Raw genomic sequence first — 18,089 nt, 5'->3', positions numbered from 1 at the left:
GTGGGTCAGCAAGAGCCATGGGCGTCGCTCAGGCAAAGAGGAGCGCGAGGTCGCGCTTCCAGACGAGGCCGTAGCGCTCCTGCGGCGCGTAGTCGGCGGGAGGGCGATGGCTGAGATGGGTCTCCACCTCCACCACCTGGCCGCTGTCGAGGGCAAAGAAGGAGTTCACGGCGGCGCCGCTATATTCGCTGGCGACGAAGGCGGCCTCGACGCCCGCTTCGTCGCTCGCCAGGGCCGACGATGCCGGGCGCACCTGGATGCGGTCATAGCGGACGGCATAGGCGGTTTTTCCGCCGGCAAGGCGCGTGCTGCCCTCGATCGGGAAACTGCCTGCCGGCCCGACGAAGGCCTCGCCCGAGAGTGTTCCCTCGAACAGGTTGTAGCAGTTGAGGAACCGCGCGACGGAAGGGGCGGCGGGGCGGTTATAGATCGTGTCGGCATTCGCCGACTGGGCGATCCGGCCCCGATCGAGCACCAAGACGATATCGCCCATGGCCAGGGCTTCGGATTCGCTGCCGGTGACATGCAGGAAGGTGACGCCGAGACGCTCGCGGATGCTCCGGAGCTCCGCCCGCATGCGGGACCGCAGATTGGCATCGAGGGCACCCAGCGGCTCGTCGAGCAGCACGAGGCGCGGTTCGGTCACCAGCGTTCGCGCCAAGGCCACGCGCTGGCGCTGGCCGCCGGAGATCTGGGCGACACCGCGATCCTCCAGGCCGGCCAGGCCGACCAGCTCGATCATCTCAGCGACCTTGCGGCGAATGGCAGCACGATCGGTCAGTGCGGCGATCTCCCGGTTTTCAAGGCCGTAGGCGATATTCCTGGCCACGGAGAGATGCGGGAACAGGGCAAAATTCTGGAAGACGAAGCCGATGCCGCGCCGATGTGCCGGGACATTGTCGAGGGGGCTGCCGCCGAGGGTGACGCTGCCCTGGTCAGGGCTTTCAAAACCCGCGATCACGCGCAGAAGCGTGGTCTTGCCCGAACCGCTGGGGCCTAGGAGCGACACATAGGCATTGTCGGGGATGGCGAGGTCTATACCATCCAGCGCTTGCAGGTCGCCATAGGACTTCCTGATGCCGGAAAGACGAAGTACATCTGCCAAACGAGCCTCCCAGATCGTATCATGCCACACGGACGCCCTGTTATTCCTAGGAATAACACGATCCATCTTTGCCATGATTTCAGGTGATAAATATCATGCGGGCGCAATACGTTTGCGTCCGATCCAATATTTATCAACTTGCTTAATTCAGTTCGCCTCTGCATTGCTTCTTCGGCAATGAGTGCTTGGATCTTAGTTCAATCGATTTTTGTATGCAACAATCTTTTTTGTGCATCGGCTGCCCAAATTCCGGGCGGGCATCGAATTTGGACTCTCGGTGAAGGATTGGTGGAGTCTGGGCAATTTTTGTAGAGAATTGGCCGTTTAGGCTGCGTTTTCTCGTGTTTGTTACGACATGCGACGTGCTCGTCGGGGTCGTGACGGGCGGTCGGGGGCTGGTGTGGGTGTTGAAGGGAGTGGGTGGTGACGACGAGGTCTATCGAAAATTTTGCCGAAAATCGGTGAAAATGCATTCTCCACAGCCAAAATTGCACTATAGTATGCAAAGATCATTTATCCGAATGTGGGACAGGATGTGCCAAACGCGGTAGACACGGGCAGTTCGAGCGGCGGTCTGCGATGACACCCGCAAGGAGGTCCGTTTACGGCATGCCATCGTCCAAGCCTCGCCAGACCGCCCAGCGGCGCTACGAAATCGTCGAAGACGTCTTGCGCACCAATATTGCCGACGGGCTTCTGCCGAAGGGGCTGGTCCTGCTCGAAGGGCCGATCGCCGAGATCTTCCAGACGTCGCGTGCCCCGGTCCAGAGGGCGCTGCTGCACCTGGAGGCGGAGCAGCTCATCCATCGTTTCGATGGGCGCGGCTATCTCGTTGGGGCGCCGGGACGGCGCATCGCCCCGGTGCGCACCGATATCAAGACCCTGGGCCTGGTGGTGCCCGAGGCCATCGACGAGGCGCTGCAAAGCCGGTCGACCTGGGAGCGCATCTATGATTCCATCGAGGCGGACGTCGCGGCCTGTGTCGTGTTCGGGCAATATCGTATCATCGAGATCGAGCTGGCGGATCATTTCCATGTCAGCCGCACCGTGGTGCGCGACGTGCTCGGACGCCTGCAGGAAAGGGGGCTGGTGCATAAGAACCAGAGTTCCCACTGGATCGCCGGCCCGCTCACGGCAAAATCGATCAAGGACCGCTTTGCCCTGCGGCGCATCCTCGAGCCTCCCGCCCTGGTGTCGGCGGCGCCGCGCATCGATCGCTCACGTTTGACCGCCTTGCTCGAAAGCCTGTCCGAGGCTGAAAGGACCGAATCGGATGCCGATCTGGTCGAATGGGAGGATCTGGAGACGAAACTGGTCGAGACCTGCGTGATGGCCACCCCGAACGAAAGGCTGCGCGACCTGATACGGGACAACCTGTTGCCGGTGGTTGCCTCGGAGCGCCTGCTGCGCCAATTCGGCCTGCCGCGCGATCGTATCGCCATTGCCGAATATCGCCTGATCGTCGAACTGCTGGCGCGCGGGGCCATCGATGCTGCGGCTGCGATGTTCGATGCACATTTGGAAGAGGCGAAGAACCGCAACATCGCCCAGATGAAGATCGTCGCGGTGATCCCAGCCCCGCAATCGATTGCGCCTTATCTGACCAGGATCGCGGAGTAAATGTCTCCTCGGCTGCCCGCTGGCCTTCCCGAGCGCGGATTGCTGGCATCCGCAGCCAAAATTGCCATGGAAAACCGCCCAGTCGAGATCGAACCTGGGCGGTTTTCGTGTCTGGAAACCTGCACCTCATGGGGGTACTGGCTCTCAGTGCCCAGCCAGGAGCAGAGAGACCCTCGAAAGATCTCCGCCGGGCGGCGGAAGATAAAAGAGGTTTGCCGGGAAGGCTGGTCAGTTTTGTAGATCGGCGGGCACCTTGCCCCCATTCGCTGCCAGTTTTGCAATGACGGCCTTGTGCAGCCAGATATTCATCGCAGCGGAGTCCGACGTATCGCCCGTATAGCCCAACTCTCCGGCCAGCTCCTTGCGAGCTGCAAGGCTGCTGTCGAGCTTCAGGGCTTTGAGGAGATCTACAATTGAGCGCTTCCAGTCGAGGTTCTGTCCGCTGGCCTTGACCGCTTGATCGAGGACGGCAGCAACGTCGACGGTGCTCGGCGGAACGGCCGAACCGGATGGTGCAGGAGCCGGACTGGAAGAGGGTGTTGGAGCAGAGGGTGTACCGGCGGGGGCCTGGGGGGCCTCTGCAGCCTTTGCACGACCGAAGATGGCGTTGCTGATTGAATCGAAGATGCCCATGCTTCTATCTCCGTTGAATGAAACTTCGACTGCTGCGCTTGAACTTGACTGATCAATGCTTGGACGCGCCGAAATGTTCCCCTAGGGCCACTGTGCGCCGGGTTTTGCCGGGCTGCAACAGTGCGGTCCGATCAGCTCCAGGCATGCAGAGGCGGATTGACGTCATTCAGCGCGTAATTTCCAAGAATGGCATACTTCCAGCGAACGGGATCATGGAGCGTATGCGTACGGGCATTGCGCCAGTGCCGGTCGAGGTTGTGAACGCCCAGCGTCGAGCGTGTGCCGGCCAGTTCGAACAATTTGTTGGTGGCCTGTAGCGCCGCTTCCGTCGACAGGATCTTGGCTTCGGCAACCGCGATCTGGGCCTTGGCCACACTTTCGGCCGTGGCGTCGGCAACGGCCCTGTCCACGGCAAGGCCCGCTTTCTCGAGAAGCGCCTCGGCGGCATGAAGGCGCAAGGTGAGGTCGCCGATCGCCTGGATCGTGTAGGGGTCCTGCCAGGCGTGATCGAGGCCGCTGTCGATCCAGGCCCTGGAGCCGCCCCTGACGAAGGCGATGGTATCCTTGATGGCTGCCTGTGCGATGCCTGTATCGACCGCCGCCTGGATGATCTGGAAAATCGCGCCGTCTGCCGTTGGGCGATCATAGCCCCGATAGCCCGGGACCAGATGGGTCTTCGGTACTTTCACGTGGTCGAGGATCACCGTGCCGCTCAACGTGGTCTTCTGGCCGAAACTCGACCAGTCGTCGATCACCGTGAGGCCGGGGGCGTCGCGCTCGGCAATCGCATACCAGGCCCGGCCTTCGCCATCGAGCGCGACGATCGGCACCAGATGGGCGAGAAGCGCGCCGGAGGAATAGAATTTCTTGCCAGTGACGACGACATGGTCACCTTCATCCTTGAACGTCGTCTCGAAATCGGCCGCCCGCTTGGAGGAGAATTCGGAGAAGGCGTTGCCGAACCTGGTTCCGCCCAGCACTTCGGCGAACAGCAGCTTCTGCTGGGCCTCGTCGGAGACCGTTCGGATGGCGGCGACGACCCCGATATGGTTCTGCGTGATCTGCCCGATCGAAGGATCCGCCGCCGAAATGATCTGAATCACGCGATCGATGGTGACATAGGAAAGCTCGGGTCCGCCGAAAGCCTTGGGGACATTGAGCGACCACAGGCCGCTCTGGGAATAGGCGTCGAGTTCGGCGACCGGCCAGATGCGTTCGCGGTCGCGCTCCGATGCGCCTTTGGCGAATTGCGCCGCAAGATCTTCGGCAACCGCAATCGCTTCGGCGTCGCTGCGGATGATGTGCGCCGGTTCGGAGGGACGGGGGAGGGCAGATACGCCTTCTGCGACGATGTCCGGAAATGCTTTGGCTTGAGCTGCTGTCGTCATGGGCCGATTCCTAAGATGAGGGTGAAGATCAGTCCGCGGTCGAGACCGCGGATGGGCCGGCGAAGGAAGTCCGCCCGAGATAGATGTCCTTGAGATCGGCACGGCCCCTCAGTTCGGCAGCCCGTCCTTCCAGGACCGAGCCCCCCGAAGCGAGCAGCACCGCGCGATGGGCATGGCGCAGAGCCACGGCGGTGTTCTGTTCGGCAAGAAGAATGGACAGGCCCTCCGACATATTGAGGGCGGTGAGCCGTTCGAAGATGTCCTGCACTACGAGCGGTGCCAGCCCCATCGAAGGCTCGTCCAGCACCAGCAGGCGTGGCCTCGACATCAGGGCGCGACCGATTGCGGTCATCTGCTGCTCGCCGCCCGAGGTCAGGCCGGCGATCGTCTTTCGCTTCTCGCGCAGGCGCGGGAAGATCGCATAGACGCGCTCCAGGTCACGCGCCAGTTCCGGGCGGCTGGAGCCGCGTGCCAGCCCGCCAGTAACGAGATTGTCCTCCGTGCTCAGCGAGCGAAAGCAGTGCCGGCCCTCGAGCACCTGGACGAGCCCCCGCCGCACCAGGGCGGAGGCGCTGTGCCGGTTCACCTCCGCGTTGTCGAACCGGATCGTCCCGGCGATCAGCCGGCCGCGCTGGGCCGGCAGCAGGTTGGAGACCGCCTTGAGGGTCGTGGATTTGCCGGCCCCGTTGGGGCCGAGCAAGGCGACGATCTCTCCCGCCGCAACTGTCAGGCTCACGCCATTCAGGGCGACGATGGCGCCACCGTAGACAGCTTCGATCGCATTGACCGCAAGCAAGGGGACTGGTTCGGACATCGAGGACCTTGGCATCGAATACCTTTCCTGGGGTGCACCGCTGCGAAAGGGCGAGGGGACGCGCCTCAGTTCGAGGCGGCCTTGTCGGCATCCGCCTCGGTTCGAGGCTTGACCTGATGCTCGGCGGCATAGGCCGCGGCGGATTTTTCGATGATCGGCCGCAGCAACGCCCAGTCGGGCGCGATCCAGTCGGATACCACCTTCCACTTGGCGCCATCCCATTGCTGGAAGGTGACGAGGCCGTCGCCTTCATGGTTCTTCCAGGTCACGTTGATGGAGTGGAAAAGCCCCTTGGCGCCGAGAGCCTCCACGCGGGCCGGGTCGAGCTTGAGATGTTCCAGCCCCCAGCGGACCTCGTCACCGGTGAGGGTGCGATGGCCGAATTTTTCCTGGGCGATGCGAATGGCCTCGACATTCAGGATGCCGTTCACGATGCCCAGATTGTGATAGACGCTGCCGATCCGCTTCTTGTCGTCGAGATTGCCCTTGCCTGCGCCATAGACGGTTTTGACGATTTCCTGGACCACGGGATATTCGGTGCCGGACGCCTGGGTCGTGATCGCGACATATCCCTTGGCGGCGGCACCCGCGGGCAGGACGTCCTCTTCCGAATTGGACCAGACATTGCCGACGATGTGATCGGCAGGAAAACCGACCTTCTGGGCCGTCTTGAGCGCCACGGGGTTCATGACTCCCCAGCCGCGCAGCACCACGTAGTCGGGCCGCCAGCGCCGGATGGTCAGCCATTGCGATTGCTGCTCGTTGCCAGGGTGAGGCACCTCGATCTGCTGCAATTCGAAGCCGTATTTCTTGGCCAGCAGCTCATAGATCGGGATCGTCTCCTTGCCATAGGGCGAGCCGTGATAGAGCACGGCGATCTTCTTGCCCTTGAGACTGTCAACCCCGCCGAACTTGCCGGCGATGTAGTTCACGATCCCGGAGGTTTCGCTGTAGGGATTGAGCAGCAGGGGAAAGACATATTTGAACACGCTGCCATCGGTCGAATCCGTGCGGCCGTGATTGATCGTCAGCAGGGGAACCTTGTCATTGGTGATGCGGTCGATCATCGCATAGGCGATGCCGACGGAAAGCGGGTTCCAGGTCGCGATGTCCTTGTGGCTTTTCTGACGTTCGTAGCATTCGACACCCCGTTCGACTTCATACTGGGTCTCGCATTCGTCCCAGGTCAGCTTGACGCCGTTCACGCCGCCGTCGCGAGTGTTGATGAGATTGAGGTAGTCGATGAAGCCGCCGAAGAAGCCCGTGCCGCCGGCTGCATAGGGGCCGACCCGATAGCTTTGCAGCGGGAAATACTGCTCGTCCGCACGAGCCTGCGAATGGGCGAAAGGCAGAGTCGTGAGGGCGAGGGCTGCAGCCATTGTAGTTGCGCGCAGGGCGCCGGCGAGGCGAAATGAAAGGGACGGCATGGTGGCTCCGGGGTTGGCAGGCGAGGATTGGGAGAAATCGCGGTCAGCGGTGCGGGCGGATCTTGTCGAGGGTGCGTCGACACAGCGCCGACAGGCCGTCCGGCTCGGCGATGAGAAAGACGATGATCAGCGCGCCGAGCACGATGCGCTGGCTCATGTCGAGCGCGCCTGAATCGAAGGTACTGCCCAGCAAGGCGCTGCCCAGGCGAGACAGGATCAGGGGGAACACCACGATGAAGGCCGCTCCGAGGAATGCCCCGCGGATCGTGGCGAGCCCGCCAATGATGATGATGAACAGGATCTGGAACGAACGATCGAGATCGAAGCCGGCCGGTTCGACGGTCCTCAGATAGGCGAACGCCCACAGCGATCCGGCAATGCCGATGATGAAGGAGGACAGCACGAAGGCGAGCAGCTTGGTGCGCAGCACGGATACGCCGATGACCCGGGCCGCCAGCTCGTTGTCGCGGACAGCGATGAAGTCGCGGCCGGTCTGCGTCTTGACGATCCGGGCGGCAAGGCCGGTGACGACAACCACGATGGTGAGCGTGAACAGGTAGCGGCCGGCCGGGCCTTCGAGCGGGAAGCCTGCCACGCCGAGGGGCGGGGCGTCGATGACACCGGACGGATTGTCGTTGGAAAACCAGCTGAACTTGGTCAGCGCCCATTGCACGAAGAACTGCGCCGCCAAGGTGGAAACTGCCAGGTAGAAACCACGCAGCCGCAGGCTCGGCAGGCCGAAGACGAGCCCGATCAGCGCCGCAACACCGCCGCCCAGGACGATGCTCGCGACCAGGGGCAGGCCGGGGATCCGAAGGTTGAAATTATAGGCGGCGAAGGCACCCACCGCCATGAACGCAGCGCTGCCCAACGAAAGCTGCCCGGCATAGCCGGTGAGCAGATTCAGCCCCAGGGCAGCCAGCGACAGGGCCAGGAAGGGGGTCAGGATGGCATCGAACACATAGCTGCTGCTGACCAGCGGGATCACGCCATAGGCGAGGATCAGGAGTACCGCGGGAAGGATCCAGGAACGGCTGGGAGCTTCGGCGTTCTCGTGGTTGGAAGCGGTCAAAGCGGTCACGGTTCACGCCCTTTCCACGAGCTTCTGGCCGAACAGGCCAGCGGGCCGCACCAGCAGAAAGACGAGCGCCGCCACATAGGCGAACCATCCTTCGATGCCGCCGCCGACGAAGGGGCCGAGATAGACTTCCGAGAGCTTCTCGAACGCGCCGATGAGCAGACCGCCGACGATGGCACCCAGGATCGAGTCGAACCCGCCCAGGACCAGGACAGGCAGGGCCTTGAGCACGACGAGCGAAAGGGAAAACTGGACGCCGAGCCTCGAGCCCCAGATCAGCCCTGCAACCAGGGCGACGATACCGGCGGCGGTCCAGACGGCAGCCCAGATCCGTGGCAGCCGCAAGCCGACCGCATAGGCCGCGAACTGGTCGTCGGCAACGGCGCGAAAGCTCAAGCCGATGCGCGTGAAATTGAAGAATGCCGCCAGGATCGCCACCAGCGTGGCGGCAACCCCCGCCGCGAAAAGGTCGAACTGGGAAATCAGCACGCCGGCCATTTCAAACGGGGTATCGTCGATCCCCAGATCGAGCGCATGGACTTGGGTGCCCCATAGAAGCTGCGCGGCGCCCTCGATGACATAGGATAAGCCCAGCGTTGCCATGAACAGCGTGATCGGCGGCTTGTTGACCAGCGGGCGCAACACGGCCCTCTCGATCGCCAAGCCGAGCGCGGCCATGATGGCGAGTGATATCGCCATCGCCGCGATGAAGGGGACGTCCCGCTCGATCAGGCTGACGAAGGTGAGGGCTGCAAAGAGCAGCATCGCCCCCTGCGCGAAGTTGAGAACGCCCGAGGTCTTGTAGACAAGTACGAACCCGATCGCGACCAGCGAGTACATCACGCCGGAAAGAAGGCCTCCGACCAGCACCTCGACCAGGAAGGCCCAATCAAAATCGGCCATCACGCACCATCCCGGTCGTCGTGCGCCACGCCGAGATAGGCATCGATCACGGCCTGATCAGCCTGAACCGCCTGCGGGGTGCCGTCTGCGATGAGGCGGCCGTGATCGAGCACGACCACCCTGTCGGACAGATCCATGACCATGCCGATGTCGTGCTCGATCATCACGATCGTCAGGTCGAACTGCCTTTGCGCCTTGCGTATGACCTCGGCGATCTCGGTCTTCTCGGCAGCCGTCATGCCTGCCATGGGCTCGTCGAGCAGCAGGATGCGAGGCTCGGCCACCAGGGCCCGGGCCAATTCGACGCGTTTTTGAAGGCCATAGGGCAGGGTTGCGACCGGGCGGTTGCGAACCGGCTGCAAGTCCAGGAAATCGACCATGCGCTCGGCGCGCTCACGGGCGTCCTTGTCTTCGCGACGTGCCTGTCCCAGACCCAGGATCTGGCCGATGAAACCGGCGTGCCGCAGGGCAGCCCGCCCCATCAGGACATTTCCAAGCACGTCCAGCCCGCTGAACAGAGCCAGGTTCTGGAACGTGCGCGCAACACCGAGCGTTGCGAGTTTGGACGCCGGCACCTGCCGGAAGTCACGGCCGGCGAGGCCGATATGCCCGTGGTCAGGGCGATAGATGCCGCTGATGACGTTGAGAAGCGAACTCTTGCCGGCACCATTCGGTCCGATGATGGCCCGGATTTCGCCGAGCTCCACCGCAAAGCTGACATCCCCCAGCGCCGCAATGCCTCCGAAGGACAGGCTGATATGTTCGAGCGTCAGCGCAGCCTGTCGCCGAGCCGGTTCGGTCTTTGGCGTCGAGGGTGTTGCAACGGCCTCGATCGGTGGCACATCCCGATATGACGGGGCAGGCTGCAGCACTGCGCTGGTTGCCGTGGTCATGAGCGTGTCTCTGCCCGTCATCCCTGCCGATGGCAGGGATGCAGGATGGAACGGTTGCGGGGCGGGAAGGAACGGAGCGCGATCACTCGGCCGCGACAGCCACGGGCTGCGCCGCTTCGAGCTTGCGGACCAGGGGGATGACCTCGCGGCCGAAGAATTCGACCTCCTCCTGGAAATGCAGGAAGCCCAGCAGGATCAGATCGGCGCCCGCCTCCTTCAACGCCAGGATGCGTTCGGCGATCTGTTGCGGCGTGCCGATGAGGTTGGAACGGAAGCCATCATTATACTGCACCAGGTCCTGGAAGGACGATTTGGCCCAGTTGCCTTCGCCCTCCGGAGAGGCCTTCCCGGCATTCTTCACCTCATGGGCAAAGCCGTGGACCGCCTCGGGGATGGCCTTTGCAATGATTTCGTCCAGCACGGCCTTGGCTTCGGCCTCGGTATCGCGGGCGATGGCAAAGGCATTCACGCCGACCTTGACCGAATGCCCGTTCTCGCGCGCCTTGGCCTGGATGTCGTCGACCTGCTTCTTGATTTCCTCGGGGGTGTTGCCATTGGTGAAATACCAGTCCGATACGCGAGAGGCCATGTCCCGCGCTGCGCGCGAGGAGCCGCCCTGGAAGATCTCGGGCTGCGGATCGATGGGTTTCGGCTTCAGGCTGTAGTTGCGGAAACGATAGAAATCGCCATTGAAGGTGAAGCTCTCCTCGGTCCAGATGCCGCGCAGCGAGCGGATGAATTCTTCCGACCGGCGGTAGCGCTCGTCGTGGTCGAGCCAGGGCTCGCCGATCGCGGTGAACTCGCCGCGAAACCAGCCGCTGACGATGTTCACGGCCACCCGGGCGCCGTAGATGTTGTTGATGGTTGCGATCTGCTTGGCGGCGACGGCCGGATGCCAGGGGCCCGGCAGCAGGGCCACGATCAGCTTGAGGCGCTCGGTCGAAGCGAGCAGGGCTTGGCTGAAGGTGAGGGGCTCGTGCTGATTGTCCGCACCATAGCCCGCCGTGAAGCGGATCTGGCTGAGCGCATAGTCGAAGCCGGACCGTTCGGCGATCTGGGCAAGCTTGCGATTATAGTCGATTTCCCAGCTCGTACGTTGCTCGATCGAGCTGATCACCAGACCACCCGAGACATTGGGCACCCAATAGGCAAACTTGATCGGTTCTCGTTGACGCTCGACTGGCATGGTGGATCCTTGGTTTTATGGCGGGGTCAGGCGGTGGCAGGGAACGGAACGACCGTTCCAGACCCCTGCGGGTGGGAAAGGCGCAGCTGGAGGCGGGCTTCGCTGACGGCGCGATCGATGCGCCCCGAAACTTCGGCACTGGCCAGGGCATGATCGGCAAAATCGCCCTCGAGCGCATAGACGGTGGTCGGGAGCGTGATGGCCTTGAAGAAGGCAAACAGCGGCCGGAACTGGTGGTCCATGGCTAGGGCATGCAGCGGGGTTCCGCCGGTTGCCGCCACCAAAACCGGCCTGCCTTCGAGGGCACGATAGTCGACGAGGTCGAACAGGTGCTTCAAGGCACCCGTATAGGAGGCGCGGTAGATGGGGGACGCGACGACCAGCAGATCAGCGCTTTCGACCGCGTCGATGACCTCTCGCGCACGCCCGGTTCGCGGACCCTTTGGATGCGTCGCAAACAGGGCCGCGGCATCGCTCGCCAGTTCCACCAGCTCGACCTGCGCGAAATGTTCGAAGCGGGCGAGGATGGTGCGCACCAGTCCGGTCGTTCGGCTGGGCAGGCTCAAGCTGCCGGATATACCGAGAATTTTCGGACGATGATCGGGCACGGTGCGTTCTCAGATTAAAAAATATTCTGTTTATATACTCTATATAATTTATATACTGTCAAGGGGCGGAGTCCTGGCTGCGAGAGCCGAGTTGCGCCCCTCTCGACCCGGGCCGGGCTGACACTACATCAGTATGTTTCTGCGTGGCTTGATCGCAGCCGGGAGGTCATCGCTGCCAAGGAGAGCAAGCATTTCCCGTTCGATCGTCCGTTTCAAGGCGTCCAGCGGCAATGCGTTCGGTTCCAGGCCGAACGGTTCCTCGAGCTGGTGGCCGAGAGCGTCAAGCCCGAAGAACGTGTAGGCGACGAGCAGAACCGGAAGCAATGCCCACCAATCCAGGGAGCCGGCGAGGGCGAATGGCAGTGTCACGCAAAAGATGAGGGCCGTTCGGTGGAGCAACAAGGAATACGCAAACGGCACAGGCGTGTAGGCGATGCGTTCGCATCCGCCCTGCACCTCGGTCAGGGCGCCGATCTGCTGTTCGATGACCGAATAGTGGATGGGATCTATCCGCCCTCTATGCATCAGCGTCAGGCAATATTTGCCAATCTGTTCAAGGACGGCATTTGTGAGATTGGGATTGTTCGATGCGGTGCCGAGATCGAACCAAGGCGTGATGGCCTTCAATTCGTCCTGGCCCCGCAGATGGGCCGCCAGGCCCGCGGAGAAAGCGCATAATCCCTGGAGGAGGAAGCGCCGGTCATCGGTTTCCAGGGTGGAGGTTTGGCGCGCGAGCGATCGACAGGCGATGATCAATTCGCCCCAGAGCCTGCGTCCCTCCCACCAGCGGGCGTAGCAGGCATTGTTGCGAAAGCTCATGAACACCGACAAGGCGATGCCGATCAAGGTGAAGGGAATGGCACTGATCCGCGCGAAGATGCCTGGATGTTCCTGTGCCGCATAAATCGCCAGCACGCTGATAAATGCGATTGCGAGGAGACGGGGCGCTATGCGTGGCAAGATGGAGCCGTTGACGGCGAATAGGATGTCCCTGAAGCTGGGCTTTGAGCGCAGGATCATGCAGCCGTCCCTGTCATCGCGATCTCCTCTTTGTGCGGGCGCCTGCCTGCGGGACTGGATGCCGTCGATCGTCGAGAAACTCGGTGCCGTCCAGACAATGGCCATGGTCGAGGGGGCTATGGCAGCGAGCGAGGGTGGGGACTCTCCGATCTTGGGCGGTTGTTCTGAAGGCATCATTCGTGCCACCTCCGGGCCGGACGAAACGTCAATGACTTGGTACCGGAAATCCACGATTTCTTGGACATTTTGTCCATGCAAAATGGACAAAATGTCTATAGATTTCAAATAGATAGAGTGTTTTACTATGTGCTCGACAGTTTCCGCGGAGCGGTTTCGAGCATGGCCGACAACAAGCCTGAATATAAGACGTACCATCATCCGGCAGGGGGCTGGGGCGCTGCTGCAGCGACTGCCAAGGTGCTGTTGGAGCAGAGCGTCGTCACCAAGGGGTCGCGCGCGCTGCTCGCCATGAACCAGCCCGGCGGCTTCAAATGCCCGAGCTGCGCCTTTCCCGATCCCGACCACAAGAAGACCCTCGAATTCTGCGAGAACGGCGCCAAGGCGCTGGCCTTCGAGGCGACCAAGAGAAGGATCACCCGGGAGTTCTTCGAAAAGCACACCGTCTCGGAACTCATGGAGCAGTCGGACTACTGGCTCGAAATGCAGGGCCGGCTGACCGAACCCATGCGTTACGATGCGGCGTCCGACCGCTATGTCCCCTGTGATTGGGAGGTCGCCTTTGCGCTGATCGGCGATCACCTCAAGGCGCTCGAAAGCCCCCATCAGGCGGAGTTCTACACCTCGGGGCGCACGCCCAACGAGGCTGCCTTCCTGTATTCCATCTTTGTCCGGGAATTCGGGACCAACAATTTTCCCGACTGTTCGAACATGTGCCACGAGCCGACGAGCCGCGGCCTGCCTGCTTCCATCGGGGTCGGCAAGGGCACGGTTGTGATGGAGGACTTCGAGCACGCCGAGGCCATCTTCGTCATCGGCCAGAACACCGGCACCAACTCGCCGCGGATGATGACCAATCTGGTCGAGGCGCGAAAACGCGGAGTGCCGATCGTGGCCGTCAACCCGATGCCGGAAAGGGCGCTGATACGCTTCACCGAGCCGCAGGATGTCGTGCAGATGGCGACCTTCGGCTCGACGGCGATCGCGAGCGAATTCGTCCATATCCGCATCGGGGGGGACCTCGCCCTGTTCAAGGGCATGATGAAGGTGATCTTCGAGCGCGAGGCGCAAGGCGAGAAGATCATCGATGCGGATTTCGTCAGCCGGCATACCGTCGGCCTGGAGGTGATCCGCGCCGATGTCATGGCGCAGGAGTGGGCGGATATCGTGGCGATCTCCGGACTGGCGGAAGACCAGATACGCCGCTGCGCCGAGATCTACATCCGTTCGCGCGCAACCATGATCTGCTACGGCATGGGCCTCACCCAGCACCAGGAAGGCTCGCGCCTGCTCCAGCAGGTCGTCAACCTGCTCCTCCTCCGGGGCAATTTCGGCAAGCCGGGTGCGGGCATCTCACCCATTCGCGGCCATTCGAACGTGCAGGGGGATCGCACCGTCGGCATCGATGAAAAACCCTCCCAGGACTATCTGGACCGCGTGCGCGACGTGTTCGGCTTCGAGCCGCCCCGCCATCACGGCCATCACACCGTCGAATCCGTGGAGGCGATGGAAAAGGGCACGGCCAAGGTCTTCATCGGCATGGGCGGCAATTTCGTTCGCGCCATTCCCGACACCGACAGATCCTATGCGGCGATGCGCAAGCTGGCCCTGACGGTCGGCATCGCCACCAAGCTCAATCGCGGCCATCTCGTTCACGGACGCGATGCGCTGATCTTGCCCGTCATTTCCCGGTCGGAGGTGATCCATACGGCAGCCGGCGAACAATTCGTGACGATCGAGGACTCCATGTCGAACGTCACCGCCTCGCGCGGCGTGCTGACGCCTGCCAGCGCCCATCTGCTGCCGGAAGTGGAAATCGTCTGCCGCATGGCCATCGCCAGCCTGCCCAACAGCAAGGTCGCCTGGGCGAGCTACATCCACGACTACAATCTCATCCGTGACAAGATCGCCGAGGTCTATCCGGACATCTATGCCGGCTTTGCGGAAAAGGTAAAGGATCCCAAGGGCTTTCATCTCGATGTGCCACCACGGCGGCGGGTCTGGCCGACGCCGAACGGCAAGGCGAATTTCCTGCTTCTGCCCGGTCTCGACGTGAATGTCCCGGTCGCCGACCCGTCGATGCTGCGGCTGGCCACGGTCCGTTCGCATGACCAGTTCAACACCACCATCTACAGCAACAATGATCGCTATCGCGGCGTCTACAACGACCGCATGATCCTGTTCATGAATGCCGAGGATCGCGCGGCGCGAGGTCTGGACGCAGGCTCACGCATCGCGCTGGAGACCATCAGCGACGACGGGGTCATGCGTCGCGTCGAGGGCCTGACGGTGCTGGATTATCCGATGCCCCGCGGGGCCGTGGCGGGATATTACCCCGAGCTCAATCCGCTGCTGCCTCTCGAATATTACGACAAGATCAGCGGGACTCCGGCCGCCAAATCGATACCGGTACGCGTCGTCGGGGCGTAGGGCGAAATGCGGTCTCCCGGAGCCGCGACCTGTCTCCGGCTCTTTGTTTCGGCGCGTCTTTGCGATCCTTGGTGATTCAACCAAATCGCAAAACGCTTTGGCAAAAGGGTCCCCGGCGCCAGCCAATCCCGGGGACGGTATCTTTCGGCTTCTTTGAGGGGAGGGGGCGTTGCTTGGGCAACTGGATGCGGTGATCTTGGCGCGTGCGCAGTTCGCCTTCACGGTGTCGTTCCACTTCATCTTTCCGGCGTTTTCCATCGGGCTTGCAAGCTATCTGATGGTGCTGGAAGGGCTGTGGCTCAAGACGGGCAAGGGCGTCTATGCCAATCTCTATCGCTACTGGCTGAAGATCTTCGCCGTCGTGTTCGGCATGGGCGTCGTGTCAGGCCTGGTGATGTCCTACCAGTTCGGTACGAACTGGTCGGTCTTCTCGACCAAGGCGGGCCCGATCATCGGCCCGCTGATGGCCTATGAGGTGCTGACCGCCTTCTTCCTGGAAGCCGGCTTCCTCGGCGTGATGCTGTTCGGCATGAGCAAGGTCGGCCGGGGCCTGCACTTCTTCGCCACCTGCATGGTTGCTCTCGGCACACTGATCTCGGCGACGTGGATCATTGCCGTCAACAGCTGGATGCAGACGCCGGCGGGGTTTGCCGTCAATGCCAGCGGGCAGTTCGTACCGGCGGGGTCCTGGCTGCCGATCATCTTCACGGCCAGCTTTCCCTTCCGCCTGGTCCATACCGTGATCGCCGCCTATCTCACCACCGCCTTCGTGGTGGGAGGCGTCGGCGCCTGGCACCTGCTCAAGGACCGCGGCAATGCCGGTGCGCGCAAGATGTTTTCGATGGCGATGTGGATGGCGGCGATCGTGGCGCCTATCCAGATCCTGGCGGGCGATGCCCATGGCCTGAACACGCTGGAGCATCAACCTGCCAAGGTGCTGGCCATGGAGGGCGACTACCAGCCCAGCCCCAATGGCGCGCCCCTCGTGCTGTTCGGCCTGCCGGACAACGAGGAAGGGCGCGTGCGCTACGAAGTGTCGATACCGCATATCGGCTCGCTGATCCTCAGGCACGATCCCTATGCACCGCTTCCGGGCCTCACCGATTTTCCACGGGACCAATGGCCTCCCACCCCCATCATCTTCTGGTCGTTCCGGATCATGGTGGCGCTCGGCTTCGCCATGCTCGGCATCGGCCTGTGGAGCCTGCTCGCACGCTTGCGGGGCAGGCTCTATGACTGGCGCTGGCTGCATCGCGGCGCCGTGGCCATGGGACCGGCAGGCTTCGTCGCGGTGATTGCCGGCTGGGTGACGACGGAAGTCGGGCGGCAACCCTTCACGGTCTATGGCCTGCTGCGAACGGCCGAATCCCATTCGCCGCTCGCTGCGCCGGCCGTTGCCGCCTCGCTGATTGCCTTCGTGCTGGTCTATTTCAGCGCTTTCGGGGCCGGCGCCTATTATCTGTTGCGCCTGATGGCGAAGGCGCCTGGACGTGGCGAGAGCGAGCCACCGAACCTGCCGCAACGCGCGGCCGGTATCACGCCCGCAGCAAGCGTCGGCGTTCCCATGGCGGCGAAGGATTGATCGGGATGGGCAGCATCGATCTCACCATCTTCTGGGCGGCGGTCATCGGCTTTGCGGTGATGGCCTATGTCGTCATGGACGGCTTCGACCTCGGTATCGGCATCCTGTTCCCCACCTTCGCCGTGGGCGAGGAGCGCGACCAGGCGATGAACTCGATCGCACCGGTGTGGGACGGCAACGAGACCTGGCTGGTGATGGGCGGTGGCGGCCTGCTTGCTGCCTTCCCGCTGGCCTATGCCATCATCCTTCCGGCCACATATCCGCTGATCATCGCCATGCTGCTCGGGCTCGTCTTTCGTGGCGTCGCCTTCGAATTTCGCTGGCGCGATCCGCGCCACCGTCCATTCTGGGACACGGCTTTCTGTCTTGGGTCGGTCGTCGCGGCGTCGGCACAAGGCGTGACGCTCGGTGCGATCCTGCAAGGCGTCCATGTCGAGAACGGGGCCTATGCCGGCGGCTGGCTCGATTGGCTGAGCCCCTTCAGTGTGTTGACGGGGCTGGCCGTGGTGACCGGCTATGCCTTGCTGGGGGCGAGCTGGCTGATCTGGAAGACGGAAGGGACGAGCCAGCGCCATGCCCGCCACCTGGCGTTCTGGCTGGGCGTCGCCACGCTCCTAGCGCTCGGCGCCGTCAGCGCGGCCACGCCATTCCTGCATTATGATTATTGGCGACGCTGGTTCGCCATGCCCGGCGTGCTGCTTACGGCCCAGGTGCCGCTGCTTGTGGCGATCTGTACGGCGACCTTCTTCTGGAGCCTGCGGCGAGAGCGGGAGCGGCTGCCCTTCCTGATGGCCCTGGCGCTGTTCCTGCTCGGCTTCATCGGGCTGGGGATCAGCATCTATCCCTATGTGGTGCCGCGCGCCGTGACGATCTGGCAGGCGGCGGCGCCGCCGGAAAGCCAAGCCTTCATGCTTGTCGGGGCCCTTGTCATCATCCCGCTCATCCTCGTCTATACCGGCTGGGCCTATTGGGTATTTCGCGGCAAGGCCGGCGTCCATGGTTATCACTGATGGCTCCGCAGGCGCCCTTCTGGAAACGGTTCGCCTGGATGGTTGCGATCTGGGCCGCCAGCATCGCCACGCTTGGGACGGTGGCGGCGGTGATCCGGCTATGCCTTCTGCGCTAAACCTGAATGGATCTTCTTGAGCCGGATCGGCGTTGGACAGTCGGGAACAGGGCTCATGCAGCCCGCAAGTCTCTGCCTTCGGGGAATACAGCATAGCGG

16 protein-coding genes are annotated in these 18,089 nt (G+C 62.7%); 5 read left to right on the top strand and 11 right to left on the bottom strand.

Going from position 1 to position 18,089, the window contains the following annotated elements; all coding sequences use genetic code 11:
* Positions 1–28: 28 nt before the first annotated feature.
* On the bottom strand, positions 29–1,105 hold the full coding sequence (locus ABXS05_RS15385; protein ID WP_367624511.1) for an ABC transporter ATP-binding protein: 1,077 nt from the start codon (positions 1,103–1,105) through the stop codon (positions 29–31).
* A 609-nt stretch (positions 1,106–1,714) separates the two neighbouring features.
* Here ABXS05_RS15385 and ABXS05_RS15380 point away from each other — a divergent pair.
* A complete protein-coding gene (locus ABXS05_RS15380) occupies positions 1,715–2,725 on the top strand; it encodes a GntR family transcriptional regulator (RefSeq protein ID WP_311944311.1) in 1,011 nt (336 codons plus the stop codon).
* A 228-nt stretch (positions 2,726–2,953) separates the two neighbouring features.
* Here ABXS05_RS15380 and ABXS05_RS15375 read toward each other — a convergent pair whose 3' ends face one another.
* The 10 genes from ABXS05_RS15375 to ABXS05_RS15330 form a co-directional block, all read right to left on the bottom strand.
* Complete coding sequence (locus ABXS05_RS15375; protein WP_367624510.1) at positions 2,954–3,358, bottom strand: DUF3597 domain-containing protein; 405 nt, start codon at positions 3,356–3,358, stop codon at positions 2,954–2,956.
* A 131-nt stretch (positions 3,359–3,489) separates the two neighbouring features.
* Complete coding sequence (locus ABXS05_RS15370) at positions 3,490–4,746, bottom strand: SfnB family sulfur acquisition oxidoreductase (protein ID WP_367624509.1); 1,257 nt, start codon at positions 4,744–4,746, stop codon at positions 3,490–3,492.
* Between the two features lie 28 nt (positions 4,747–4,774).
* Complete coding sequence (locus ABXS05_RS15365) at positions 4,775–5,560, bottom strand: ABC transporter ATP-binding protein (protein WP_367624508.1); 786 nt, start codon at positions 5,558–5,560, stop codon at positions 4,775–4,777.
* 65 nt (positions 5,561–5,625) lie between these two features.
* Positions 5,626–6,939, bottom strand: coding sequence for an ABC transporter substrate-binding protein (locus tag ABXS05_RS15360; RefSeq protein ID WP_367624602.1), 1,314 nt, complete (start codon positions 6,937–6,939; stop codon positions 5,626–5,628).
* 91 nt (positions 6,940–7,030) lie between these two features.
* Positions 7,031–8,068 carry a branched-chain amino acid ABC transporter permease gene (locus ABXS05_RS15355; protein ID WP_367624507.1) on the bottom strand — a complete coding sequence of 346 codons (1,038 nt, stop codon included), beginning with the start codon at positions 8,066–8,068 and terminating at the stop codon, positions 7,031–7,033.
* 3 nt (positions 8,069–8,071) lie between these two features.
* Complete coding sequence (locus ABXS05_RS15350) at positions 8,072–8,968, bottom strand: branched-chain amino acid ABC transporter permease (RefSeq protein ID WP_367624506.1); 897 nt, start codon at positions 8,966–8,968, stop codon at positions 8,072–8,074.
* Positions 8,968–9,861: an ABC transporter ATP-binding protein gene (locus tag ABXS05_RS15345; RefSeq protein WP_311944319.1), complete on the bottom strand. Its 894-nt coding sequence runs from the start codon at positions 9,859–9,861 to the stop codon at positions 8,968–8,970. The genes ABXS05_RS15350 and ABXS05_RS15345 overlap by 1 nt, the downstream gene beginning before the upstream one ends.
* Positions 9,862–9,943: 82 nt before the next feature.
* Positions 9,944–11,047 (bottom strand): dimethylsulfone monooxygenase SfnG, encoded by a 1,104-nt coding sequence (gene sfnG / locus ABXS05_RS15340; RefSeq protein ID WP_311944320.1) that lies wholly within the window; start codon positions 11,045–11,047, stop codon positions 9,944–9,946.
* Between the two features lie 26 nt (positions 11,048–11,073).
* Positions 11,074–11,655, bottom strand: coding sequence for an NAD(P)H-dependent oxidoreductase (locus tag ABXS05_RS15335; protein WP_311944321.1), 582 nt, complete (start codon positions 11,653–11,655; stop codon positions 11,074–11,076).
* A 123-nt stretch (positions 11,656–11,778) separates the two neighbouring features.
* Positions 11,779–12,942, bottom strand: coding sequence for a bestrophin family protein (locus tag ABXS05_RS15330; RefSeq protein ID WP_367624505.1), 1,164 nt, complete (start codon positions 12,940–12,942; stop codon positions 11,779–11,781).
* Positions 12,943–13,014: 72 nt separating this feature from the next.
* Between ABXS05_RS15330 and ABXS05_RS15325 the strand changes: the two genes are divergently transcribed.
* The 4 genes from ABXS05_RS15325 (at position 13,015) to ABXS05_RS15310 (ending at position 17,990) form a co-directional block, all read left to right on the top strand.
* On the top strand, positions 13,015–15,282 hold the full coding sequence (locus ABXS05_RS15325; RefSeq protein WP_367624504.1) for an FdhF/YdeP family oxidoreductase: 2,268 nt from the start codon (positions 13,015–13,017) through the stop codon (positions 15,280–15,282).
* Positions 15,283–15,451: 169 nt separating this feature from the next.
* Positions 15,452–16,864, top strand: coding sequence for a cytochrome ubiquinol oxidase subunit I (locus ABXS05_RS15320; RefSeq protein WP_367624503.1), 1,413 nt, complete (start codon positions 15,452–15,454; stop codon positions 16,862–16,864).
* Positions 16,865–16,869: 5 nt separating this feature from the next.
* Positions 16,870–17,874 carry a cytochrome d ubiquinol oxidase subunit II gene (gene cydB, locus ABXS05_RS15315; RefSeq protein ID WP_367624502.1) on the top strand — a complete coding sequence of 335 codons (1,005 nt, stop codon included), beginning with the start codon at positions 16,870–16,872 and terminating at the stop codon, positions 17,872–17,874.
* Positions 17,874–17,990 carry a DUF2474 domain-containing protein gene (locus ABXS05_RS15310; RefSeq protein WP_311944326.1) on the top strand — a complete coding sequence of 39 codons (117 nt, stop codon included), beginning with the start codon at positions 17,874–17,876 and terminating at the stop codon, positions 17,988–17,990. The genes cydB and ABXS05_RS15310 overlap by 1 nt, the downstream gene beginning before the upstream one ends.
* The last annotated feature ends 99 nt before the right edge of the window (positions 17,991–18,089 follow it).

The organism is Labrys neptuniae (genome assembly GCF_040797145.1).
GTDB classification, from domain to species: Bacteria; Pseudomonadota; Alphaproteobacteria; order Rhizobiales; family Labraceae; genus Labrys; species Labrys neptuniae.
This window is presented reverse-complemented; position numbering and strand designations above follow the sequence as displayed.